Origin of the sequence: Enterococcus sp. DIV0086, assembly GCF_050498705.1 — a bacterium.
GTDB classification, from domain to species: Bacteria; Bacillota; Bacilli; order Lactobacillales; family Enterococcaceae; genus Enterococcus; species Enterococcus faecalis.
The window spans coordinates 283,620-306,245 of the sequence record NZ_JBNIDN010000002.1 but is presented as its reverse complement, the minus strand read 5'-3'; the positions used below and the strand labels follow the sequence as shown (position 1 = coordinate 306,245).

Annotated in this window: 22 protein-coding genes and 4 pseudogenes; 16 read left to right on the top strand and 10 right to left on the bottom strand. The window is 32.3% G+C overall.

All coding sequences use genetic code 11. From position 1 onward, the window contains the following. The first annotated feature begins 551 nt into the window (after window positions 1-551). Window positions 552-1,337, top strand: coding sequence for a DeoR/GlpR family DNA-binding transcription regulator (locus tag IGI63_RS15580; RefSeq protein ID WP_429976230.1), 786 nt, complete (start codon window positions 552-554; stop codon window positions 1,335-1,337). Window positions 1,338-1,885: 548 nt separating this feature from the next. Here the strand turns inward: IGI63_RS15580 and IGI63_RS15575 are convergent. The 5 genes from IGI63_RS15575 to IGI63_RS15555 all read right to left on the bottom strand — a co-directional run bounded on the left by IGI63_RS15575 (window position 1,886) and on the right by IGI63_RS15555 (window position 6,902). Further along, window positions 1,886-2,017, bottom strand: a complete 132-nt coding sequence (locus tag IGI63_RS15575; RefSeq protein WP_429976229.1) for a hypothetical protein — start codon at window positions 2,015-2,017, stop codon at window positions 1,886-1,888. 653 nt (window positions 2,018-2,670) lie between these two features. After that, window positions 2,671-3,726, bottom strand: coding sequence for an S-methyl-5-thioribose-1-phosphate isomerase (locus tag IGI63_RS15570; RefSeq protein WP_429976228.1), 1,056 nt, complete (start codon window positions 3,724-3,726; stop codon window positions 2,671-2,673). After that, a complete protein-coding gene (gene mtnK, locus IGI63_RS15565) occupies window positions 3,727-4,950 on the bottom strand; it encodes an S-methyl-5-thioribose kinase (protein WP_429976227.1) in 1,224 nt (407 codons plus the stop codon). 100 nt (window positions 4,951-5,050) lie between these two features. After that, on the bottom strand, window positions 5,051-6,220 hold the full coding sequence (locus IGI63_RS15560; protein ID WP_429976226.1) for an iron-containing alcohol dehydrogenase: 1,170 nt from the start codon (window positions 6,218-6,220) through the stop codon (window positions 5,051-5,053). A 28-nt stretch (window positions 6,221-6,248) separates the two neighbouring features. Further along, on the bottom strand, window positions 6,249-6,902 hold the full coding sequence (locus tag IGI63_RS15555; RefSeq protein WP_429976225.1) for an L-fuculose-phosphate aldolase: 654 nt from the start codon (window positions 6,900-6,902) through the stop codon (window positions 6,249-6,251). 376 nt (window positions 6,903-7,278) lie between these two features. On the opposite strand from IGI63_RS15555, the gene IGI63_RS15550 reads away from it, so the two are divergent. Further along, a complete protein-coding gene (locus IGI63_RS15550; RefSeq protein ID WP_429976224.1) occupies window positions 7,279-8,643 on the top strand; it encodes a Na+/H+ antiporter NhaC family protein in 1,365 nt (454 codons plus the stop codon). 301 nt (window positions 8,644-8,944) lie between these two features. Here IGI63_RS15550 and IGI63_RS15545 read toward each other — a convergent pair. Further along, window positions 8,945-9,631, bottom strand: a pseudogene (locus IGI63_RS15545) (IS6 family transposase). Between the two features lie 97 nt (window positions 9,632-9,728). Then, complete coding sequence (locus IGI63_RS15540; protein WP_429976311.1) at window positions 9,729-10,043, bottom strand: CPBP family glutamic-type intramembrane protease; 315 nt, start codon at window positions 10,041-10,043, stop codon at window positions 9,729-9,731. A gap of 662 nt (window positions 10,044-10,705) precedes the next feature. Between IGI63_RS15540 and IGI63_RS15535 the strand changes: the two are divergent. From IGI63_RS15535 to IGI63_RS15490, 10 genes and pseudogenes are all read left to right on the top strand, one after another. Beyond that, window positions 10,706-11,047: pseudogene (locus tag IGI63_RS15535) on the top strand (excinuclease ABC subunit A); the annotation flags it as partial. Window positions 11,048-11,086: 39 nt separating this feature from the next. Beyond that, on the top strand, window positions 11,087-11,227 hold the full coding sequence (locus tag IGI63_RS15530) for a transcriptional regulator (RefSeq protein WP_429976223.1): 141 nt from the start codon (window positions 11,087-11,089) through the stop codon (window positions 11,225-11,227). 100 nt (window positions 11,228-11,327) lie between these two features. Continuing rightward, complete coding sequence (locus IGI63_RS15525; RefSeq protein ID WP_115256601.1) at window positions 11,328-11,411, top strand: type I toxin-antitoxin system Fst family toxin; 84 nt, start codon at window positions 11,328-11,330, stop codon at window positions 11,409-11,411. A gap of 349 nt (window positions 11,412-11,760) precedes the next feature. Then, complete coding sequence (locus IGI63_RS15520; RefSeq protein ID WP_429976222.1) at window positions 11,761-12,342, top strand: hypothetical protein; 582 nt, start codon at window positions 11,761-11,763, stop codon at window positions 12,340-12,342. 4 nt (window positions 12,343-12,346) lie between these two features. Next, window positions 12,347-12,841 carry a hypothetical protein gene (locus IGI63_RS15515; RefSeq protein WP_429976221.1) on the top strand — a complete coding sequence of 165 codons (495 nt, stop codon included), beginning with the start codon at window positions 12,347-12,349 and terminating at the stop codon, window positions 12,839-12,841. Between the two features lie 365 nt (window positions 12,842-13,206). After that, complete coding sequence (locus IGI63_RS15510; RefSeq protein WP_429976220.1) at window positions 13,207-13,476, top strand: type II toxin-antitoxin system Phd/YefM family antitoxin; 270 nt, start codon at window positions 13,207-13,209, stop codon at window positions 13,474-13,476. Continuing rightward, complete coding sequence (locus IGI63_RS15505; RefSeq protein WP_429976219.1) at window positions 13,469-13,726, top strand: Txe/YoeB family addiction module toxin; 258 nt, start codon at window positions 13,469-13,471, stop codon at window positions 13,724-13,726. The genes IGI63_RS15510 and IGI63_RS15505 overlap by 8 nt, the downstream gene beginning before the upstream one ends. A 90-nt stretch (window positions 13,727-13,816) precedes the next feature. Then, window positions 13,817-14,437 (top strand): recombinase family protein, encoded by a 621-nt coding sequence (locus tag IGI63_RS15500; RefSeq protein WP_429976218.1) that lies wholly within the window; start codon window positions 13,817-13,819, stop codon window positions 14,435-14,437. A gap of 16 nt (window positions 14,438-14,453) precedes the next feature. Next, window positions 14,454-14,741 carry a hypothetical protein gene (locus tag IGI63_RS15495; RefSeq protein WP_429976217.1) on the top strand — a complete coding sequence of 96 codons (288 nt, stop codon included), beginning with the start codon at window positions 14,454-14,456 and terminating at the stop codon, window positions 14,739-14,741. Then, window positions 14,735-14,959 (top strand): hypothetical protein, encoded by a 225-nt coding sequence (locus IGI63_RS15490; RefSeq protein WP_429976216.1) that lies wholly within the window; start codon window positions 14,735-14,737, stop codon window positions 14,957-14,959. Before IGI63_RS15495 ends, IGI63_RS15490 begins: the two co-directional genes overlap by 7 nt. Window positions 14,960-15,384: 425 nt before the next feature. On the opposite strand, the gene IGI63_RS15485 is transcribed toward IGI63_RS15490, so the two are convergent. After that, on the bottom strand, window positions 15,385-15,612 hold the full coding sequence (locus IGI63_RS15485) for a transposase (RefSeq protein WP_429976215.1): 228 nt from the start codon (window positions 15,610-15,612) through the stop codon (window positions 15,385-15,387). Between the two features lie 293 nt (window positions 15,613-15,905). Between IGI63_RS15485 and IGI63_RS15480 the strand changes: the two are divergent. Further along, window positions 15,906-17,333, top strand: a pseudogene (locus IGI63_RS15480) (IS1182 family transposase). A 505-nt stretch (window positions 17,334-17,838) separates the two neighbouring features. On the opposite strand, the gene IGI63_RS15475 reads toward IGI63_RS15480, so the two are convergent. Beyond that, complete coding sequence (locus tag IGI63_RS15475; protein WP_429976214.1) at window positions 17,839-19,158, bottom strand: IS4 family transposase; 1,320 nt, start codon at window positions 19,156-19,158, stop codon at window positions 17,839-17,841. 196 nt (window positions 19,159-19,354) lie between these two features. Continuing rightward, window positions 19,355-19,744 carry a hypothetical protein gene (locus tag IGI63_RS15470; RefSeq protein ID WP_429976213.1) on the bottom strand — a complete coding sequence of 130 codons (390 nt, stop codon included), beginning with the start codon at window positions 19,742-19,744 and terminating at the stop codon, window positions 19,355-19,357. A 535-nt stretch (window positions 19,745-20,279) separates the two neighbouring features. Between IGI63_RS15470 and IGI63_RS15465 the strand changes: the two genes are divergently transcribed. The 3 genes and pseudogenes from IGI63_RS15465 (at window position 20,280) to IGI63_RS15455 (ending at window position 22,622) form a co-directional block, all read left to right on the top strand. Next, complete coding sequence (locus IGI63_RS15465) at window positions 20,280-20,738, top strand: toprim domain-containing protein (RefSeq protein ID WP_429976212.1); 459 nt, start codon at window positions 20,280-20,282, stop codon at window positions 20,736-20,738. 88 nt (window positions 20,739-20,826) lie between these two features. Then, window positions 20,827-21,600, top strand: a pseudogene (locus IGI63_RS15460) (lysozyme family protein). 254 nt (window positions 21,601-21,854) lie between these two features. After that, window positions 21,855-22,622 carry an ATP-binding cassette domain-containing protein gene (locus IGI63_RS15455; protein ID WP_429976211.1) on the top strand — a complete coding sequence of 256 codons (768 nt, stop codon included), beginning with the start codon at window positions 21,855-21,857 and terminating at the stop codon, window positions 22,620-22,622. The last annotated feature ends 4 nt before the right edge of the window (window positions 22,623-22,626 follow it).

Here is a 22,626-nt window from a genome sequence, read left to right as displayed (position 1 = left end):
AGTAGCTGTAAAAAGGAATATAAATTGTATCAAGGAAACTATGTTGTAATTGATGAAAAAACAAAGGATGCAACTCAAAATGACTGAAAAAATAAAGGAGATTTTTGATAGAATGCTTTTAATTATTTTTAAATGAGATTATAGTGAATTAAGTACACATGAGCGTTGGTAGAGTTCGATGTGGTATCTTCAACGCTATGGAATTATTGCAGGAAAAAGGAAGAATGAATAATATGGAAAAACAACAAGCAAAAAGCATTAAAAAGAGTCTTTATTTGTGGAATAAAAAATGTGGTGATAAACTAGAATGTGATTGTGGTCAATTAGTAAACAAAGTATGAAGTTTTTGGATATACTTAATGTAGAGAGGTACTTAATCAAAAAATTAAATGTAAACGAAGAGAAATGATTTAGAATTAGTTATTTTCGGTATAGATTTAATAATAAAAAAATACTATAACCACCTACAGATATTGTCTTTAACTCAATTGTACGTTATTTTTAACTATAAATTTAAAATATATTGAAAGGCTTGGGAGGCTCCATATATAATGGCTAAAATGTTAAAAGTAGAAAGATTAGCTGAAATAGAAAATTACTTAAATAAAAATAAGCAATGCACAGTAACACAATTATCTGATCTATTGGGTATTACATTAGAAACGGTACGTAAAGATTTAGACACCTTAGAAAAAAGGGGAATTATCAAGCGTGTTCATGGCGGTGCTTATTTAATTGATGCTATTGACCGAGAAGTACCGATTAATGTTCGTAATGAAATGCTTCAAAAAGAAAAAACTGGATTAGCTGAGATTTGTACAAAACAAATTGTTCGAGGTGATAGTATTGCATTGGATAGTTCGACTACTTCTTTTTACATTGCACAACAAATCAAGCGATTTCAAATAAATTGTTCTATTGTCACAAATTCACTTGAGATTGTGCATTACTTACAGGATGAACCATATCTTAATTTAATTATGATTGGTGGAAAATTTAGAGAAGTATCTCATTCATGCATTGGCCCCTCTGCAATCGAAATGATTGATAACTATGTAATAGATAAATTCTTTATTAGTTGTTCAGGTATATCTAAGGAGTTAGGTTTAACTGACAATAATCAAAGTGAAGGAGAAGTAAGGAAAAAATTTATAAATCAGTCTAACTTGAACTATTTAGTCGTGGATCATACCAAGTTTGATTTCAGAACGGTATATAAAATCGTTGACTTTGAGAAAATAGATTACCTAATTACAGATATAAAATTAGACAAAGATTGGGTAGAGTTTTTAGAAAATATGGATGTTACTTTGTTATTAGAGGACAGTTTAGATTAGGAATTATTCCACTGTATCGTGAAAAGTTTTGTAATGAAGTTTTTACCAAATTCTATTACAATATCTTTACGCTAAGTTAAGAAGAATATGATATTACTTTTGAAAAAGTTCAATTAAATTACCTTGTAACTGTTGAAGGAAAATAATGAATTAAGTACCCCATACTTTTGAAGTAATAGCTAAAGTCAATATATAAAATTATCATTTTTCAATCTCTCATTATAAGAGATTGATATAAAGTTTTAGATAAAATTTTGCCGGATGGGCTTGTTTATCCTATACAATTACATAAGGATTTTGTCTGTGATTTTTGTATTGAGCTTAAATTATAACCCTATCAAATAACACTCATACTTATTGTCTGTGCGATTAAATTTGTTTGGTACAAATGAAATGGTCACTCTACCCTTACAAGTAGTGTAAGGGTAGAGTGACCATTTCGGATAAAGGTTCTGTTGCAAAGTTTTTCGTTAAACTGATTTTAAGGTAAAATAGGAGAAAAAGATAGCTGGAGAAACGAAGATGGATCATTTTAAAGGAAAACAATTTCAAAAAGACGTGATTATCGTAGCCGTTGGGTCTGTAAAGAATTTTGTGTAAGTTCTTTTAATGTCATCAGTAGTTTTTATATCATAGTATTGAATCATTTGTTTGATTTGATCTTTTGAGAGCATACTCATTAGCTCGTTCCTCCTAGTTCATTTATTTGATTATGCCATTTTGGAACTTACACAAAATATTGTACACCTTCAATTGGGCCAGAGTGTTTCTTCTTTAAACTTTGCAACAGAGCCAATTTTTAAAACATTATTCAAATTCTGCTATATCGAGAACGACTTGGAAAGTCAGAAGCAGGGTATAAAAAAATACAGATTGTGCGATAAGTGCATGATTGGTTTGAAAATCCCATCATGATTCCCAAAATCATCGTGGCAATAATCACGGTATCTAGCTGTTTTTGTTGGTCAATTTTTCGTTTAAACCGAGCAAAGTCAGGGATAAACTTACAGTATAATTATTCAATCTTTTCCAAAGTTGTTTGATAAGCTGTTTAAAAAACTGTAAACACAGCATTTTATTTGGTATTGAGTTCAAGTAAATAAGCAACGAAGACCAACTGGCTTTCGTTGCTTAAAAGATACTAAGTTTTACTAATCTACAGAAGTTTACCATTAAGGTGTATAATTTTAAGGCTTTAAATCATATGAGAATATGAAAATAATAATATTCTTGATAGATTAGCTCTTATTGTGGGTAAAACCTCAATATATAAGACTTCTTGATTATCCATAATATTCACAGCTGAATAGCCAAGAGAAATAAGTTAATTCAATTAATAGAATTTATTTGTTGGATATTTTTCAATATAGGTATCTAAATCATAAGGAGAATAAAAACCGTCGTCGGTCACAACTGCTCCTATAAATTCAGGTGGAGTCACATCGAAAGAAGGATAAATCGCACGGACACTTTCTAGAGTATGTTTTATCTTGTTTAACTCTAAAACTTGTTTTGGATCCCTAAATTCTATTTTAATATCTTCGTGTGTTTTCTTTTCCATATCTGGTATACCTGTTACGAAATAGGGGATACCAAAATGCTTAGCTAATAGTGCTATTTGGAACGTTCCCACTTTGTTTGCGATATAGCCATCTTGGGAAATGGAATCTGCAGCTGACGTAAATAAGTCAATCTTTTCATGTTGCATTGCATAAGCAATCATATTATCAGATACCACAGTGGTATCGAATCCCATTTCAGCACAGCAGCTGGCTGTTAAACGTGCACCTTGTAAATAAGGTCGTGTTTCTGAGCAAATAAAACGTAAATTTTTTTTGTTCTCTATTGCTTCACGTAATAGCATTCCGATAATGGTTTCACCAAAACACTGTGTTAGTATTGTTCCATTATCAGGCACTTTTTTTATTAAGTATTTGGCTACCTTACCCATTGTGAAATAACGACGATTTAAAGCATCGACTGTATTGTCTTTGATTGCTTGGGTAGGATCCACTCCTTTCTTCATAGCGTCTATCCCAATTTGTACACATTTTTCTGTTATTAGCTTCATTCTATTAGCTGTTGTAGGTCGTGCATTTGAGATTGTATCACTTGCTTGTTGCAAATAAGTGATACGTTCGCTTTCTGGGAGTTTTTTACATTCGTAGCTTGCTAAAGCCATACCCATTCCGGCAGCTGTGTAAGGGCCAGCACTTTGTGTTACCATGTCAGTGATGGCTTGAGCAACTTCTTTATGCGTGGTACATTCCACAAAATCGGTTTTTCTTGGATAAATTCTTCTATCTAATATGCGTACTTTTCCATTCTCGTACCATGCAACATTTTCATATTGTAGAAGAGTAGGCATAGTATAATCTTGACGTTTCATTTAAAATACCTCTTTACATTCTAAGAATAAGTTTACTAAATCTTTTCCCTGCACAAATTTTTCTCTATTTTTAATTAGTTGGACACCGTTTAGTATTAGAATACGTTCAGCAATTATTTTATCTTTATCAGATATTAATGAAAGTTCTTTTACTTTAGAATCACCTACAACCCTACGAATAATTTCAGTTCCTGCATATCCTAATGAGTCAGAAAGAATCCCATTTAAATAGTTTTGTTTAAATGCGTTATTTTGACTAAGTTCAAGTTTTACAGTGTTATCATAGGCTACAGATAATTTTTTAGAGACTTTGTCAAATACTTCCTCTATACTTGCTAATAACCAACCCTCAAATAAAAGGCTTTTATCTTTTCTAAATAAATTAAGTACTAATGGGAAATATAAATGCGCTAAGACATTTCCTATGTCATAGCCCATAGGACCATAAAAAGCAAACTCTGGATCAATCACTTTTAGCCCTGATTGATTGATAAAAATTGAGCCGGTATGAAGATCTCCATGCAATAAAGCTTGAGAGTTGTTCATATAATTATTTCTTAACCAATCGATTTCTGCTTTAAGTGAATCATTTTGATATAAATAAGTCTTGACAAAGTTTTCGTTTCCTTTAGTAATGATATTCTGATTTTTATAGTTATTATATGGTTCAGTAAGAACAAGATCTTCACTAATGTCACACATTTCGATATTAATAAAAGATTTCACGCGCTGTTTTTTTGTATTCCTATCTAAAACTAAATCCGTTGTAGGTAACAATACCTGAGACAAAAAGTCTGAAATTTCATCGCTGAAGTTTGGATATATGTTTTGATCGATTAAAGCATATCTCATATTTTTATATTCAGAAATGTCTTCCATTGTTAAAGCAAACATTTTGTCATCATAATGATAAATTTTAGGAATAAAGGCAGGTGCAAGTTCATTTTGGAGTTTTAAAATATCAGCTTCAATCTTATTTCGTGATAAGTCCAGTGGACGTCCTGAAGCACGTAAAAATTTATCAGCTTGTTTCACTACAAGACTTTTTCCAGTGGATTCATCGACAACTAGATGAACGTAATTAATATTTCCATCGCCAATTTCAGATACATTCAAATTAGATATATTGTCAAAAAGGTGTAAGTATTTAACGACATATATCTTTATATCCTCGTTATTCATTAGAAAATGATTTTTATATTTATTTTTATCTTCTGTATTCATACATTTTCTCCCTCTTTTGTACTTAATGTTAATAATAAATAAACAGTCTCAACAGCCGTTCCCTCAATGAACTATAAGGTCAACAAATTAGCTACTTATATCATAGTGCTAGTTGTAAGATTTTGATAATATCCTCACTGTAAAGTGGTTTTAGATGGCCTACTGGTTGTTTATCATGATTTGTAGCACGATTGGCCATGATTTCAAACTTTTCACTGTTAATATCCATTTCTGTTAAAGTTGTTCGCATTCCTAATTTAATAAAGAATTCTTTAGTCTGTTCAATTGCTTGTGTAATGATTTCACCTTCAGAGTAAATTATTGGGTCAATATCAAAAATACGAATACCGTATTTTACAAACTGTTTAGGGTAAAACTGACTAATATATTTCATCCAGGCTATAGTAACAACGCACATGCCTTCACCGTGAACGATGCCGTATTGTCCGCTTAGCTCATGTTCAATTCGATGAGACCCCCAGTCTGGTTCACGCCCTAACTCTAAACTGTTATTATGTGCGGTGATAGCAGTAAGAGACATCTCAGCTCGTAAATCATAATTTTGTAAATCAGATATCAATTTGACACCATTAATCAGAGTAGATTTAATAGCACCTTCCAATAAAAAGTCTGTTAAGTCTGTATGTTCAACTTTACTAAAGTAACGTTCTAGGAGGTGTGACAAAATATCTGCGGTACCGACACCTGTATAGTATTTTGGAAGCCCTAAAGTGTATTCAGGATTTATGATAGAGAATTTTGGAATTATTAAATTGTTCTCTACGCCTAATTTATTATGACCATTTGATACAATAGTTGCATTTGACATTTCGGATCCGGATGAGGCTACTGTAGATATAACCCCAATCGGTAGTGAACGAGTTACTTCAGCTACTCCTGTAAAAAAGTCCCATGTATCACCGTCATACAAGCTACCTAAAGAAACTGCTTTAGCAGTATCTATAACACTTCCGCCACCTACAGCAAGAATAAAGTCTATATTGTTCTTATTAACAAATTGGCTCAATTCGTTAATAAGAGATAATGTCGGATTAGGGACGACATTCCCATTTTCAAAATATTCAATTCCTAATTTCTTTAATTCAGTACTAATAATTTCTGAAATCTTTAGGTTTTTATAGTAGTCTCCACTAAAAAGTACTAATATTTTCTTATTCTTGCTCCACTCGTTAATTAATTTACCAACTTTTTTTTCTTCTCCTTTACCAAAATAAATATTAGCCGGATTGTAATAGTTGAAATTTAACATCTGTTATTTCCTCCAAATTAGTTATTTTTTAGACTTCATCAAAAATTTGACCATATGTGTCAAATTTTTTAATTACAACTTCCATTTGTCTTTCATTTAACAACTTAGGCGTGCCGATAGACTGTGCACGAATTTTTAATTTAGCTAAAAATTCAATGTCTTTAGCAACAGAAAACGCTTCTGCACAGCTGGATCCAACGGCGAGAACGCCATGATTACCTAATAATATTCCATTATTTTTCCCCATTACACGATAAGCTTCGTCAGCTAGTTCTTGTGTCCCATAAGTACGATATTCACAGCATCGAACCTTATCTCCAATAGATCCAATAATATAATGAAGAGGCTCAATATCTTGATTTAAGCAAGATATTGCTGTTGCATAATCAGAATGAGTATGGACAACAGAGTTCACATTTTCTGTCTTTTTATAAAAAATGCAATGCATTTGATATTCACTTGAAGGTTTTCTGGTTCCTTCGAGTGTATTTCCATCTAAATCTAGAAGTACAATATCTTCAGGTTTAATATCATCATAAGGTATTCCGCTAGGACTAATTAACATAACATTATCTTTCCGTATATATATAGAAATATTACCACCCGTTCCTGTTGTTAATTTCTCGGTAACTAATTTTTTTCCAAAATTTGTAATTTGTTGTCTTTCTGCCATGTATCTCATAATTAAAACTTCTCTCTTTTCTGTTAATTTTTAATGAACTAACGAACTGTTAACCTTTCGCCTTTTTTTTAATCCGGTTTTAGTATTTGTTCATTTAAATCTTTGTATTAGCGCTTTCTTTATACGGATAATATCTTTTTTTCATATAAATGTCAACTAAAACAAAAAAAAAAAAGATAAAACACGTAAAAAAAAAGAAATTAGATTGATTTATTTCTTTTTAACTGTTAGTATATGTTTACAAAATGAAAGTGATTTCTTTGTGGATACATTGAGTTAGCCGCTATTCTGAAGTAGTAAACAATGCATTACTTTATATAAGAATATAGTTCCATGCATTTGTTTTTATGTTTAACAGTCTAATTGTGGAAAGGAATTGAGTTTAATTATGGAAGAAAAAAGAGTGAAGGGGTCTTTTAAAGGATTATTACCATTAGTAGGATTTTTAATATTGTATATCCTTTCAGGACTAGTTAGTGGCAAGTTTGATAGTATGCCATTACTTGTAGGTATGACTATTGCAGGGATGATTGCATTTGCATTGCCTCCAGCTGAGGGAGAAATTAAACTTAATTTTCAACAAAAATTTATGAAGTTTTGTAAAGGTGGCGGTGAGCCTAATTTAATTATGATGGTAGTAATTTTTATCATGGCAGGAGCATTTCAAGGGGTTGCCTCTAAGATGAATGCCGTTTCTGCAGTAACGAATTTGGGTTTAAGTATACTACCTCAAAATATGATTCTTCCAGGTATTTTTGTTATTGGGTGTATTTTGAGTTTTGCCATGGGAACATCAATGGGTACAGTTGCTGCTTTAATGCCCGTAGCTGTAGACGTTGCTACTAAAACAGGTGTTAATCCGGCTCTAATGGCTGGGATTGTTGTAGGAGGAGCAATGTTTGGTGATAATAACTCTTTTATTTCAGCGTCAGCTATTGCTGCAGTTCAATCTCAAGCGGTAGAGATGAAAGATAAGTTCAAATTAAATTTGATATGCTATGCTCCGGCGATAGTAATTAATATAGTTTTATTGACACTTTATCCAATTAAACATGTGTCTTTGACTACAAATTATGATTTTAATCCGGTAAATCTTATTCCATATGCTTTAGTAATTATTTTATCTTTAATTGGTTTAAATGTGTTACCAGTTATGATAGTTGGTGTAATCTCAGGTATTGTTATTGGAGTATTTCACGGAGACTTTGGTTGGATTAGTTCCATGCAATATATCAATGAAGGTATGTCTGGGATGCAAGAAATGGCTATAATTGCAATTTTTGTTGGTGGCGTAGTGGAGATGATGAAGTATCTTGGAGGTATTCAGTGGCTGATTGATAAATTAAGTAAAAATACAAAGACCAAACACGGCGCTGAGCTGTCTATTGGATTATTAATTATTCTTCTTTGTGTAGCAACTACAAATAATACGATTGCAATTGTGGCTGTTGGTCCGATGGCTGTTACTATCGGGAAGAAGTTTAATTTATCTCGTACTCGTGTGGCAACGATTTTGTCAATGTTTGCAACCCATGTGCAAGGATTAATACCATATGCTGGCCAGTTGCTAGTATCTGGTGCAATGGCAAAAGTTTCACCTGTAGCTGTTATCCCTTGGGTATGGTATTGTTATTTAACACTAATTATGAGCCTATTGTTTATCTTCGTTAACTTTCCAAAAAATAAAGAGGAACATGATGGTTATGATGACTTCGATCAATTAGTAGAAGAAACTAATTGATCGATGTTAAAGTTAGCAAAGTATTTTTTTAGCTGATGCAGGGTACTCTCTTAAGGAAGAAATTTTACCACTTTAAAAAAATTGGATAGATGTCAATAAAATAGACAGTCAAAAAAATATTTTTAGTGGAATTTCCAATATATTTCTTCTTTTAGATTTAGAGAAAGCATATCAATTGCTGAAAGAGGCCTTCTAGGATTGTAAAATGCGATAGCTGCAAAAAAGAATACAAACTGTATTAAGGAAACGGTTCTGTTGAAAAATTAAGAAAAGAAGTGTGATTAACTTACTAAAGCTTTGATTAAGTTGGAATACCCAGTAAACCTTTTATTTCAGTCCAGACGGAAAAGCCGAAAAGAGTCCCTTCTTTTCGGCTTTTCTTGTATATTCCTCGAATGGCTTCCATGCCTTTAATCGTGGTTGAGGCAGTACGAAGACTTTGATAAAATTTGTTACGACGCTTAATAGGTCTATGATCTTGTTCAATCAAATTATTGAGGTACTTGACTGTACGATGTTCAGTTTCATTGTGTAGTCCTTGCTTCTGTAACTTCCTAAAAGCAGAGCCAATAGAAGGTGCCTTATCTGTTACTATGACTCTTGGTTGTCCAAATTGTTTATGAAGTTGTTTTAAAAAGGCATAAGCTGTTTGTGTATCTCGTTTCTTTCGTAACCAGATATCTAAGGTTAGGCCGTCCGAATCAATCGCTCGGTAGAGATAATGCCAATGCCCCTTTATTTTGATATAGGTTTCATCCATTTTTCAAGAGTAGAAGGATTGTCGATTTTTCTTTTTCCAAATTTGATAGAGAATCTTCCCGTATTCTTGTACCCAGCGGTAAATGGTTGTATGGCAAACGTCAATACCACGATCATAAAGGATTTCTTTCACTTCGCAATAGCTGAGATTATAACGAAGATAATAGCCAACGGCTACGATAATCACGTCTTTTTGAAATTGTTTTCCTTTAAAGTGATCCCTCTTCATTCCTCCAAGCTGCCATTTTCTCTATTTTACCCTAAAATGTACTTATTAGAAATCTTTGCAATAGAACCTGGAAAACTTTGCAACACAACCTTATAAACTATTTTCTTTCGTATTTCTTTAATACAAGAATAGAAATTATTAAACTCACAAAAAATTCTATAATAACACTAATGGATAAACCATTACTCCCAACTGATCCTAGCGTAACAGCAATAAAACCTAGCCAATTTATTAAAATATGAAAAATTATTGGTATCCATAATTTACCAAAAATTAGATAAATGGAGGTTAAAGTAAATCCTATCCCTGCAGAATAAATTAATTGATTCATAACATCCCAAAAAGGCATAGACGATATATTTCCTAAATGTGCAACCGAAAAAATTATTCCCGATACTATCATAAGGAGTATCGTATTTTTTTGATTAGACTACTTAGTATGGTTACCAACCCCAGTCTAAAAATGATTTCCTCGAAAACTCCGATACTAATAGCTTGTATAAGAGACATAAAAACAATAACCAAAAAGGATATGTTATCGATTTTTAAATCTGAAATATTTAATTCTAAAAAACTAACAAGGTTAGTGAAAATTGTATAAATGGGAATTAAGGAAAGAAGTAATAGATTTTTCCATTCTAGAGGATTTTTATCTATCTTAAATTTAAAAACATATTTATACGTTAGCCAAATAATAATACTTACTACAATTCCATTCAGCTCTATGACACCTTCTATTTTTCCAATTTTTAAAGGATAAAAAAAGGTAAAAAGTCTTTAAATAGGAATGCTAAAATAATTAATAAAGTAAAGATAAAAGTATTTTTACGTGATTTATTCATCAAAATTCTCCTCACACAATAGTATTTTTCGCGTATGCGATTTTATATTACTGACTTACATAAAAAGTCTAGAATAAAGATTTGGTTTTGTTGTGAATAAAATAAGTATTTACTGTGAAAAAATTAATTTATTTCCTGAAGAATGGATTTAGGATAGAAGTTGAGAAAATTTTTTAAATTAGTTTATCCTCTCTTAATAGTTAGAACAGAACTATTAAAGGGATGGAAGCCATTTTTTAATTGTGATACTGCTTATCGAGTGGCCAAAATTATTCAACGTGTCATTTATAACCATATGGGGCTATACGTTACAATTGGCATTGGAGATAACCCATTGTTAGCCAAGCTGGACCTAGATAACGAAGCAAAAAATACACCAGGTTTTGTAGCAGAATGGCGATATGAAGACGGAGAAGAAAAAATTTGGGTTATCTCCACTATCATGGAATTTTGCGGGATTGGAAATCGAATGGCTGCACGACTGAAAATGTCTGGGAGTCAATCGATTTACGAGTTAGCTCATGCAGATCCGTATCTGTTAAAACAACGTTTTGATGTCATGGGATTTATGATGACGAAGAATTTTATGAAGAAATTTGACTACTAGGGCGCATTGATTAAAAAAGACGATAAAACTGCTAGTATAGCGTATGTACAATGCACGTGTGGCTGTTTTTCAAGCAGAGTTTCGAGTAATTCCGACAAGTATAAATACTCGTTATGTAAAGTATACGTACTAAAAAAAGAGAGCTAAAACTTGAAGTAAAACACTGAAGGTTTACTACTGTGTAGGCATATTTTGAATTTATGTTATACTTATTACGGCAACTTGCCTCCGATTGGGGGTGCTGTTTATGTACGAACTTATGTCTTTGGTTATCGCCCCGCTTTTTGTGGGTCTAGTAATCTTACTAGTTGACCATTGGTTAGATGATTAGCAGATAACCATGCAAGTTGTCCTAGCCCACCCGTCTATCCGCAAGACGAAAAAAATAGCCCAAACCTGTGACGAGGTTTGGGCTATTGTGCTGTTCATATCGAACTTATGTCTTCCGCACTATTAGTATAACATATTTTAAGAAGAGGTCAACAAAAAAGAAGCAGATACGCCCTTTCCTTATCTACTAGCAAGACTATGGACCAGGTCTATTCAGAAATTTTAAATTCAGTAATTTGTCAAATACAGTTGTATGTGTATAAAAGCTAAATAGAGTAAATAACGATTGAGAAAGCGGATACATTCTGTTATGATGAAATTATAATAGAAATATGAAAAGGGGTTATTTTATGAACAAAAAATTGTTAGGAATGGTAAGTGTAGCTTTTTTGATTTGTCTAGGGGTTATTGGGTTTCAAAGCGATGTTAATGCTGTTGCATATGATGGAATGGAAGGAAAGACAGTAGTCAATCCTGAAAGTAATAAGGAAGCTGTGGAACTTGTAAAAGAGGCTGGTGCATTAGAAAATAGTCCAGTTCCTATTGAAAACTTAACTACTGAAGAGCCTGTAGGGGAAGTGATATACAACCGAAAATCTGCTCTGCGTAGTTCGATTCCTCCCTCTCAATATAAACATTACGCGTACCAAGAAATAAGAAATAATGGACTGTGGAATGAATTGAGAATTAATGAATTAGCTCCTGTAGGATTTACTTGGGTTGAAAATGGAGTTCCTGAAAGAAGCGTAAATCCAGGCCCATATTCTACAGTGAATTTTTATGGTGGTTATATAGACAAACAAGTTGGGGGGTACAGCCAAGGGTATTATTGGAGATTATTCGAAACTAGCTTTAAAGCTGACGATGGTAAGTGGAAAATCACAACAGTTTGGTTATCTGCTTGGAATCTTCAACATTTATTATTTGGCTAGGATTATGGTAAATAAAAAATGTTTGTTAGGGATATTGGTTATATCTGTATTATTTCTACTCTTTTTATTTTTTGTATACAAGGTAGATGAATCAGAAGATTATACTGAAAATAATTCCATAATAGAAACTGTAAAAGAAAGAGAAAAAGATAGGAAAGAAAAATATTTTGAGACACTTTTGGTTTCTCGTGATGGGGTTGTGACAAAAGAAGATTTAGAAGCATACGTATGGGTTCCAAATGGGTCTGGAGAAGTAAATTCTTTTCAAAGCGGAATTAGAAAACAAGGGGTTTATCCTGGAAAGTATCATAAAGAGCCTATAATAGTTAGCGAGTACAATTTAGAAGATGGGATTTATACAGAAAAAGGTGATCCTAGCAAGTATAAAGTTATTTGGAAGAAGGGGTATATATTCTTTGAACCAATTGACGAGTTAACAAATAAAAAAGAGCGGGAAAAAATATTCTATCCAGCGAGACTTATAGATGAAGAAAAGTAACTAGTGACGAATATAAAATTTTAGTTAGGAGACATACAGAAAAGGCAGCAATTTTTGGTGCTTTTTTTTGTATGTCTTTATGGAAGTAGTTTGCATATGCTATTGATTAGAAAATATTCTGATGTAAATTTTAAGTATGCTTCTAGCTTACAAATAGAAGGGCATTCATAATGGTAATTCTCACAGTAATTTATACATGTAAATTAACAGTTTCTAAAATTTCTTTGAATTTCTAGCGCACTATTTCGTTTATATGTTGAATGTATCCAATGACAAGTAGAATTATCCCGAAAACTGTAATCATTTGATTTATTGTACAATATAGTGTACAATAAATCAAAAGTAATAAATAAGAGGTGAACAGAATGGAAGCAGTAGCTTATTCAAATTTCCGCCAAAATCTACGTAGTTATATGAAACAAGTCAACGAAGACGCTGAAACGCTTATTGTAACGAGTAAAGATGTTGAAGATACAGTTGTTGTATTATCAAAAAGAGATTATGATTCTATGCAAGAAACTTTGAGAACACTTACTAATAATTACGTCATGGAAAAAATTCGTCGAGGAGATGAGCAATTTTCCAAGGGTATATTTAAGACACATGACTTAATTGAGGTTGAATCTGATGATTAAAGCTTGGTCTGATGATGCTTGGGATGACTATCTTTATTGGCACGAGCAAGGAAACAAAAACAACATAAAAAAGATTAATAAGTTAATAAAAGATATAGATCGTTCTCCCTTTGCTGGATTAGGAAAACCCGAACCATTAAAGCATGATCTATCTGGGAAACGGTCTAGACGGATTACAGATGAGCATAGACTGATATATAAAGTTGAAAATGAAACGATATTCATTTATTCTGCAAAAGATCACTATTAATCAATGAAACCAACAAGGTCAAAAACTTAAAAGTTTTTGACCTATTTGTTTTTTCGTGCTATACTTGGAATTATTAAGTGTCAAAAACTTATGTTCAGAAAAGGTGAGGGAAAATTGGCCATTTATGGGTATTCACGAGTCAGTACCAGCAATCAAGATTACAAAACCCAAATTCGAAAATTAGAAGAAGCTGGAGCAGAAAAAATCTTCAGTGAAAAATACACAGGGACTAAAAAAGAAGGAAGAAAAGAATTAGAAGAGCTGCTTTCAATTGTAAAAGCTGGCGATAAAGTTTTGGTGACAAAAATTGATCGATTGGCCAGAAGTATCGTTGATTTAAATTCAATTATTTCTACATTAAATCATGAAGGTGTGACTATTTCTTTTTTAGATGATCACTTAACGTTTGAACCTGATAAGAAGGACTCTATGCAAACGTTAATGATGAATATGCTGGGTAGCTTTGCGCAATTTGAAAGAGATTTAATCGTGACGAGAACGCAAGAAGGGAAACAGTGGCATCGAGCGAACAATAAAAATTATCGAGAAGGACGTCCGAAAAGAGTTCTAAATGATAAATACAAACATGCACTAGAGTTAATGGAAACAAACAGCATGCGAGAAGTGGAAAGGAAAACAGGTATTTCTTTATCTACTCTCAAACGAATCAAGAAACAAGCAAAGGAAGAACAGTTACTTAGTGAGAAATAATTCAGGAGTAGTTATTATGGAAAATAGAGAAAAAATTATTCAGTTGTTGAAAAACCCTTTGGTTTCAGGGTACGGAATAGAAAAGATGTCAAACGGGAGACTCTATTCAGCAAACTTCCAAAGATATAAAAATCGAGTAAAGAAAGAAGAGAACCCATTTATTATTTTTGAAAGTATGACTGAAAGGGTTGAAAATGTATTTCTAGAATTAGCTGAAGAAGTCATACGAACGAATCCTAAAACAAAACAAGAATTCAAGGAAATGATTTATGAATATACTTATCAGGAGGATAACAAATGGTAGTTCGAAAAACATATGATCATTGGGGGATCGAAATCAGCACATGGAACAAAAGTAATATTGTTACTTTTGTTGATTGTGATTGCGGGCAATTAGCTAAAAGAGAACTAAGAAAGCATAATCAATTTAAATGTGAAGGCTGCAAAAAAGAATACAAATTGTATCAAGGAAACTATGTCGCAATTGATGAAAAAACAAATGAAGTAGTTAAAAACGATTGAAAAAATAAAGGAAATCTTTAATTGAGTGCTTACAATAATTTAAAAACGTGTATGAGGAATTTATTGCGTATGAACGTTGGTAGAGTTCAACGTATTGTATATGGTATAATAAGCAAGTAGAAAGTTTATGGCGATTGGCTAAACCCAAAAGAAATGGGGTGATGCCTATGTTGATTTTTGGCTTTACTCGTTTTTGAGAAGTCGTGTAAATTTCTAAAATATTTTTTCGAATTTGTTGATTTTCCAATGTTCTAGGGGCAACATTCTCTGAAAAATGCTTGTAATAAGTTGAACGATTAACTTTAAGAACTCTGCATAATGTAACAATGGCATGTTCATAACGAAGGATATGGATAGCCTCTAGTCGTTCGTGGAGCGTGGCGTGAATATGGCAATCGCTTTTTTTAAGATTAGATTTTCTTCCTCTAGTTGGGCATTTCTTTTTGTAATTGTTGAATTTGTCGAGCCGTAAGGATCGTCCCATCATCAATTTTCACTTCAGAATATTGTTTTACCCAACGAGCAATAGTGGATATGGCAATGCCATATTCAGTGGCAAGAGCGTTCTGAGATTTGCCGCTTTCATATAGTTTAACAATGGATTGCTTAAACTCTTCATCAAATTTACGGGGTATTTTTCGTTTGTCTACCATAATAAAAATCCTTTCTAAATGAGTGTCTATTTAATTGATAGTATAGCAGAAAGTCTGTCTACTTTATTAGCATACATGCACTTCTTGATTCATTTGAAAATCCTTTAAAAAATAGTTTAACGCTGTTTGATTGCATTCTTCTTGTGATTATCTTATTCCTTCTAACAAAAATAAAAAAACTGCACTTGTAATTAAGTGCAGTCAGACTGTAGACAAACTCCCAAATTTGGAGTGTTGTTTGCAGTTTTTTTTGTTTTATACTGATTGTATAAACTATTTTGGGAGTGATTCTAATGATGAGAAAACAATCGATTGAAGGTAGAAATCAATTTGCTATGTTAACAATTGATGATCTTGTACCAAAAGATCATTTGGTACGAAAGATTGATGCTGCGATTCAGTTTGATTTTATTTATCCCATTGTAGAATCCACGTATTCGACCTATGGTCGTCCCAGTATTGATCCAGTGATCTTAATTAAATTAGTATTTATCCAATATTTATTTGGTATCCGTTCGATGAGACAGACAATTAAAGATGTTGAAACAAATGTTGCTTATCGTTGGTTTTTAGGATATTCATTCGAGGATCCTATCCCACATTTCTCTACTTTTGGTAAAAACTATGTTCGAAGATTTAGAGAAACAACTTTATTTGAGGATATTTTCTCTCATATTTTAGAACAAGCTGTCAAAGCTGGCTTCGTTACGGAAGACAACCTTTATATTGATTCTACTCATATCAAAGCAAATGCCAATAAACATAAGTTCACAAAAGAAATGACCTACGGTCAAGCTAAAGCTTATCAAGATGAATTAGAAGATGAAATAAATAAAGAACGTATTGCTGTAGGAAAACGTCTTTTTACATGGGACACAGAAAGTGAGTTGAGTCTTCAAAAAATTAGTCATTCAGATCCAGAAAGTGGCTACTATGTTAAAGGAGAACGAGAAAAACAATTTGCTTATTCCGCGCATACTTCCTGCGAAGATAACGGTTTTATCTTATCTACACTAATCACACCAGGAAATGTGCATGACAGCCAAGTCGCAATTGATCTGGTTAAACAGTCGAAAAGAGCTTTTCCAAATATAAAGCGTGTTGTCGCTGATGCAGGATATAAGACGCCTAAATTTGTTCATTTTCTGTCACACTTGAAACTCTACCCGATTCTTCCATATACTGTACCTCATGGAGTAAAAGGAATATTTCGTAAAAAAGACTTTGTTTATGATGCCTATTTTGACTGTTATTTATGCCCTAATAATCAACCGTTGTTATTTTCAACTATCACTCGTGATGGCTATCGAACCTATAAATCAAATCCAAAATTCTGTAGGAGTTGTCCATTACTTGAAGCCTGTACTTCGAGTGCAAACTATCAAAAAATTGTAACTCGGCATATTTGGGCTGATCTTATGGATGAACTTGAACACCAACGCCATACGGTGTTAAATAAAGAAATTTACAAAAAGAGAAAACAAACCATTGAACGAATATTTGCAGATGCGAAAGAAAAGCATGGTATGCGCTGGACGAAATATTGAGGTCTTGAAAAAGTCGCTGCGCACACGATGCTTACGTTTGCTGCCATGAATTTGAAAAAACTAGCCACATGGCTATGGAAAACAAAAAAGCCTATGGCTTTTTATTTCAAATTTATACAAAAACTAACAAAAAGGAGTTGGCAATTAAGCCACTCCTTTTTGTCTACAGTCTGAGAAGGGCTAAACTTTAGCCCTTCTTTTTTCTTGCCAAATCAGTAATAATGCAGAAATTACACTAATTATTCCTGTGACGTAAAAGATATTTTTTGAGATTATTGCTGTATTAGACATGAAAAATATTTTTATTAAAATAATCAAAAACAAAAATAGTGACCATAAGCGAACAACCTTATCAAAGAAAACTATTAAAGTATTAGAAATATTATCGTTGTTTTTCATAAATTGCTGATCCTTTCTAAATTAGATTATATCTAGCCTATTTATTTTAGTATATATTAATAGTGTTACTTCTGCAAAAATTCAATAATATATAAAGATATAAAAAAAGTATTATACTATCAATTAAGTACCAACAGGGTATGCCTCAATGTCATTAAGTTAAGGTAAAAAAAGTAAATAATAGTCTCAAGTATATCGCTTTTTTCTTATTAACTTGACTAATTTTATATTTTTGAACAACACAAAAAACGTCTTATATGGTATAGTCCGATTTATAATATTAGGCAATACGATATAAAAAAACAACAAATTTCTTTTTTGTTATATTTCTTTGGTCACTCCGATTCTTTCGTATGGGGAGGAGATATCTTCTTATCAAAATTTCTACATTGACGGTTTGATCAAGAAAAAATCTTTTACAAATGCCTATAGCTTGTGTGAAATTAATCTGATAGGATTGCTTTAAAGGAGCTGATAGTGCCGCTAGCTGAGCAATTTTCATTGAAAAATTGTACATAATGAGGCGAGCATAAATTTCTTGAACAATAAACTCTAGTTTCTTTGAGTGGAATTGGTTTAATCCTAAGGCATACTTTAATTCTCTAAAGGAAGTTTCAATTCCCCAGCGCAAGTGATAAAGTTCTTTTAAATCTTCGCTTTTAAAAGTGAAGGAGTCAAGATTCGTAACTAAAGATTCATAGTTATCTTCACTCAACTTAATTCGAACGACTCTCAGACTAACAGGATAGCTTTCTTTGGAATAGGGTGGGAGATAATCAAAGTTCGCTTTTTTACGCAAAAATTGATAACTTTTGTCAGCTTTGATTTTATTGGTCTGTCTTCTTGTCAACCAAAGGTTAACCTCTTTATCAAATGTTCCTTTTTGAGGTAATCCAAGTCCTTTAAGAAGACCATTACTTTTGGTATCTTTCACTCGAATTATGAATTTTTGACCACTTTTTCTAATATGTTCGTACACGTTAAATGACTCATAACCGCGATCTGCAATAATAATTGTCGGCTTTTCAAAAGTAAACTCATCAACCATTTGACACAAACTGCTCCGTTCGTCTAGCTGTCTAATTTTTTGAAAGTTTACCGATGCATAGTATTTATTTAATGGATCATAAAAAGCATTGAGATGAAAAGAGCCTACAATTTTGTCAAACTTTCCGATAGTATAATGAGATTTAGGATCGTTTTCATCATAAGGAATATTAATATCAGAGCCATCATGAGCCAATAGTTGGTACCCTTTATATTGCTTGTTTTGGTTACTTGAAGGAATGGTTCGGTAGAAGAGTTGTTTGAAAGCTTCAATCTTTATTTTACTTCGAGCCTGTATAAATGCGGAAGAAGTTGGCGTTTGAAGTGAAAAATCAAAGTAAGAGAGTAATTCACTAGAAAGACTTTGTCCACCGAAAGAGAGAATAATTTTGAGAGTTGTCTCAAAAGATAATTTTCTATTTCGTGAAAAATCAAGCGGAGATTGAGCAAAAATTTCAGGTTGATCTGTAATAAAATGAATATGATGTTCTAAATTTTGTTTTATTTCGTGAGAAGTTTGAAGAGTTTTTGATTTTTTGATATTATTAGACAATAAGGACACCTCCAGAATACGTAACGCTATGACGTTTTATTATTGCTAAAATAATTGTATCAAGAGTGTGTCCTTTTACATAGAAAAAAGCAGGAAAACTTAAATGTTTTCCTGCTTTTTTCCTTAAATTAATGACGTTGGGGTGTGCCTTGTTTAGTGATTTCAATCATTTTAACTTGTACTTTAATACCCCGTATTAATGGCTAATTAACTCAGCAGGTTCTAAAGCTATATATATAGCAAGAGCTATGATAAATATAACTAATATCCACATTATCAATTTTCCAAATCTATGATAAGGATTTATAGATAAACCAAAACCGTAAACCTTAGGAACCCATAATGGTGTCATTGGATTGTCCTTTTGATCTTTGTATGCAAGCTTGAGAATATTCCATGTAAAATATAGGGTAGGTAAAATCATAACTACTAGAGCCACCCCAAGCCATTTTGCTAAAGAATCACTCATTTTAAACGCAAGCATTGCTATGACTGGAATAAAAACTAGAACTAAACTAGTAGTAAGGCCTATCTGTGAATACTTAAGTTTTTGCTTTTCACTTACATCAAGATTATCTTTGACCATTTTTAGTACCTCCCACGTTTAAATAATTAACTAAATTATATCATATCAGAATCATTTTAATACAGAAGAGATTAAAGTCAAGGGAATTCTTTCAATAATGTAATATAAAAACGTCAGTTGAAATGTTTTCCTGCTTTTTTCTTAACTTAATGACATTGGGGTATACTTTGTTCCCGTTTTTGAAATACTTAGACTGGCGAAAAAACTAAGGTGTCATTTAAGTTGTGCAACAGGAATCTATAGGCTTGACTTTCACCTCCTTATGTATTGCATTGTAATACATAAGGAGGCTGATAATTATGGCGGTTCTGTTGCAAAGTTCAAAAATACCCATAAAATCAATCGATTAATCCAATAATTAAAAATAAAAATGGCTTTAAACCAGCATTTCTATTTTTGAAATTTTATTATTTTGAATAAATATTGGTGGTTTTAAAAACTTTGCAACAGAACCGAATTAAAACTAGACCGAAAATATTTTAAAGGAATAGCAGAAAATAGCAATGGACGCCGTGGCTTTTGCTTTGGAGCCAATATGGATTACAAAAGTCCAATTACTCTTTTCATTACAGAAGCACCAATAGAATCATTATCGCTTTGGGAGTTAGATAAGGAAACTTTACCTAATAACTCCTTTTTCTTATCATTATCTGGTTCAGGAACAAAACAAGAAACCATATGGAAAACGTACAAAGATTTGCAAAACATGCTCAATATTAACGAAGTAACAATTGTAATGGCTGTAAATAATGATAAGGCAGGAAAAGAATTGGTTCGTACAGTTCACAGCCAATACAAACAATCTGAAGACTTAAAACAAATAGCAAAGCTGTCTTTATATTTACTACCAATCGAAAATGGAGACTTTAATGAATGCTTGGAGTTAAAAAAGACCGGATGTTTGGAAAGTCGTGAAATTAAGAAGAAAGAAAACGAACAAGCCAAAGTGATTTTTGAGCAACAAAAATCAGCTGTTCAAGAGATGAGTGTATGAAGTTATTAAAAGTAAAATAATTCTCATACTTTCTGTTTTGGGACTTGGTTTTTTAACCGTTATAGCTGTTGTTCAAGAAACGGAAAGAATGATTCTTATGATTGCAGGTGCAGAGTCAGAGGGGAAAAATAATGCCTTGCCAAATGAGAATATAAATCTTCCTCCGGAAGTTTTAGCGTTAAAACCAACAGTGGAAAAAGTGGCCAAGGAAATGAACATTCTTGATGAAGTACCCTATCTTTTAGCGATAATAATGGTTGAATCGGGTGGGCGTGGGGGTGATCCATTTCAATCTAGTGAAAGTGCGGGGTTGCCTCCTAATGCAATAACCAGTCCGGAACAATCGATTCGTCAAGGAGTTACTCATTACAAAAGTTTAAATGAAAACAGTCCTTTTCCGTTCTAGACAGTAGACCAATTCTATTATGTGCACCAGTTAGAAAGAATCGATCACAATAGCTTCCCGATAGGTTATTCTGTTACTTCCGCTTCTATTCACGATATTCATATTATGGAAGAGGTAGTTGAACAATCTCCTACTTCACAAGTACTAGTTGATAAAGGATACGTGAGCTAACCACTTGAAGATAGTTTTGAAAAGAAAAGAATTCACTTTTGGACGCCTAGAAAAAAATTCTAAGCAGCCAAAGGTTGCGGAAGATAAATTGCTGGAAAAGTTACGAAAACGTATTGAAACGGTTTTTTCTGCATTAATAAAACTGAATGGAAGTGGTTTTTTAAACCGCTCTTTAGTAGGATTCGTGGCCAAAGTAGAAGGGATTCTGTTGACCTACAGTTTTATACTTGAAGAAGCATAAAAGTTATTCCTGGTACATTAAAATATTCATTTGACTACTTTTAAATTTAACTAGCACTTCGGGTATGAAAATATAATAAAGTTGTCATGATTTTATAAATAAAAACGAATAACACAAAGTAGTTAAAAAAGTAGAATAATTTTTAATAAGAACTACGATAATTAATCTAATAATATTTGAGCATACAATAGGAGGATACATTAAATGCGTCTAACTTTAACAAATCTAACTAAAATATACGACAAAAAAAGTATTAAACAAATTAAGTATTGATTTTTCAAATGGTGTATATGCTTTGTTGGGACCAAATGGATCTGGAAAATCAACACTTATGAATATAATTTGTGGATTAGTTTCCCCAACATCTGGAGAGGTTACTTATGATTTAAAGGATAAAAACAGACTATTTAAACAACTTGGTTACTTGCCGCAGACATGTAATTTTTATCCTGATTTTACGGTATTTGATTTTTTATATTATATGTCAACGTTAAAAGGAATACATGACAGAGATATAGATAAAAAAATAATACTAGCATTGAAAAAAGTTAATCTTGATAGTAAACAATACTCAAAAATAAATAGTCTTTCGGGAGGTATGCAACGAAGATTAGGAATTGCACAAGCAATCATTAATAATCCACAAATATTAATTTTAGATGAACCTACAACGGGACTTGATCCTAAAGAACGTGTTTCTTTTAAAAGGTTAATTTCAGATTTAGGAACAGACAAGATAGTTATTATATCTACGCATATTGTATCTGATGTTGAGGATATGGCAGATAATATTATTTTTTTAAAAAAAGGCAATGTTGTCTTAACAGGGACTCACACAAGTGTTCTAAAAACTATTGAGGATAAAGTTTGGATTGCTATTGTTGATCAAAATGAAGCAAAACAATTTGAAGAAAGATATGTCATTTCCAAAACACAACACTTACCTAATAAGTATATACAGTACAGGATAATATCTGATAGCAAACCATGCTCATCCGCCAAGCAAGTTTTTCCGACTTTAGAAGATGTTTACCTTTCAATTTTTAATCAAGGAAGTGGAGAATAAAACA

Excerpts from the sequence above, each read along its gene's own strand:
- IGI63_RS15485 (WP_429976215.1), bottom strand. The coding sequence starts at position 15,612 with ATGGTAGACAAACGAAAAATACCCCGTAAATTTGATGAAGAGTTTAAG.
- IGI63_RS15560 (WP_429976226.1), bottom strand. The coding sequence starts at position 6,220 with ATGTTAAATTTCAACTATTACAATCCGGCTAATATTTATTTTGGTAAA.
- IGI63_RS15510 (WP_429976220.1), top strand. The coding sequence starts at position 13,207 with ATGGAAGCAGTAGCTTATTCAAATTTCCGCCAAAATCTACGTAGTTAT.
- IGI63_RS15570 (WP_429976228.1), bottom strand. The coding sequence starts at position 3,726 with ATGAAACGTCAAGATTATACTATGCCTACTCTTCTACAATATGAAAAT.
- IGI63_RS15520 (WP_429976222.1), top strand. The coding sequence starts at position 11,761 with ATGAACAAAAAATTGTTAGGAATGGTAAGTGTAGCTTTTTTGATTTGT.
- IGI63_RS15580 (WP_429976230.1), top strand. The coding sequence starts at position 552 with ATGGCTAAAATGTTAAAAGTAGAAAGATTAGCTGAAATAGAAAATTAC.
- IGI63_RS15505 (WP_429976219.1), top strand. The coding sequence starts at position 13,469 with ATGATTAAAGCTTGGTCTGATGATGCTTGGGATGACTATCTTTATTGG.
- IGI63_RS15470 (WP_429976213.1), bottom strand. The coding sequence starts at position 19,744 with ATGGTCAAAGATAATCTTGATGTAAGTGAAAAGCAAAAACTTAAGTAT.
- mtnK (WP_429976227.1), bottom strand. The coding sequence starts at position 4,950 with ATGAATACAGAAGATAAAAATAAATATAAAAATCATTTTCTAATGAAT.
- IGI63_RS15495 (WP_429976217.1), top strand. The coding sequence starts at position 14,454 with ATGGAAAATAGAGAAAAAATTATTCAGTTGTTGAAAAACCCTTTGGTT.
- IGI63_RS15500 (WP_429976218.1), top strand. The coding sequence starts at position 13,817 with ATGTTCAGAAAAGGTGAGGGAAAATTGGCCATTTATGGGTATTCACGA.
- IGI63_RS15515 (WP_429976221.1), top strand. The coding sequence starts at position 12,347 with ATGGTAAATAAAAAATGTTTGTTAGGGATATTGGTTATATCTGTATTA.
- IGI63_RS15525 (WP_115256601.1), top strand. The coding sequence starts at position 11,328 with ATGTACGAACTTATGTCTTTGGTTATCGCCCCGCTTTTTGTGGGTCTA.
- IGI63_RS15555 (WP_429976225.1), bottom strand. The coding sequence starts at position 6,902 with ATGAGATACATGGCAGAAAGACAACAAATTACAAATTTTGGAAAAAAA.
- IGI63_RS15575 (WP_429976229.1), bottom strand. The coding sequence starts at position 2,017 with ATGAGTATGCTCTCAAAAGATCAAATCAAACAAATGATTCAATACTAT.
- IGI63_RS15465 (WP_429976212.1), top strand. The coding sequence starts at position 20,280 with ATGGATTACAAAAGTCCAATTACTCTTTTCATTACAGAAGCACCAATA.
- IGI63_RS15490 (WP_429976216.1), top strand. The coding sequence starts at position 14,735 with ATGGTAGTTCGAAAAACATATGATCATTGGGGGATCGAAATCAGCACA.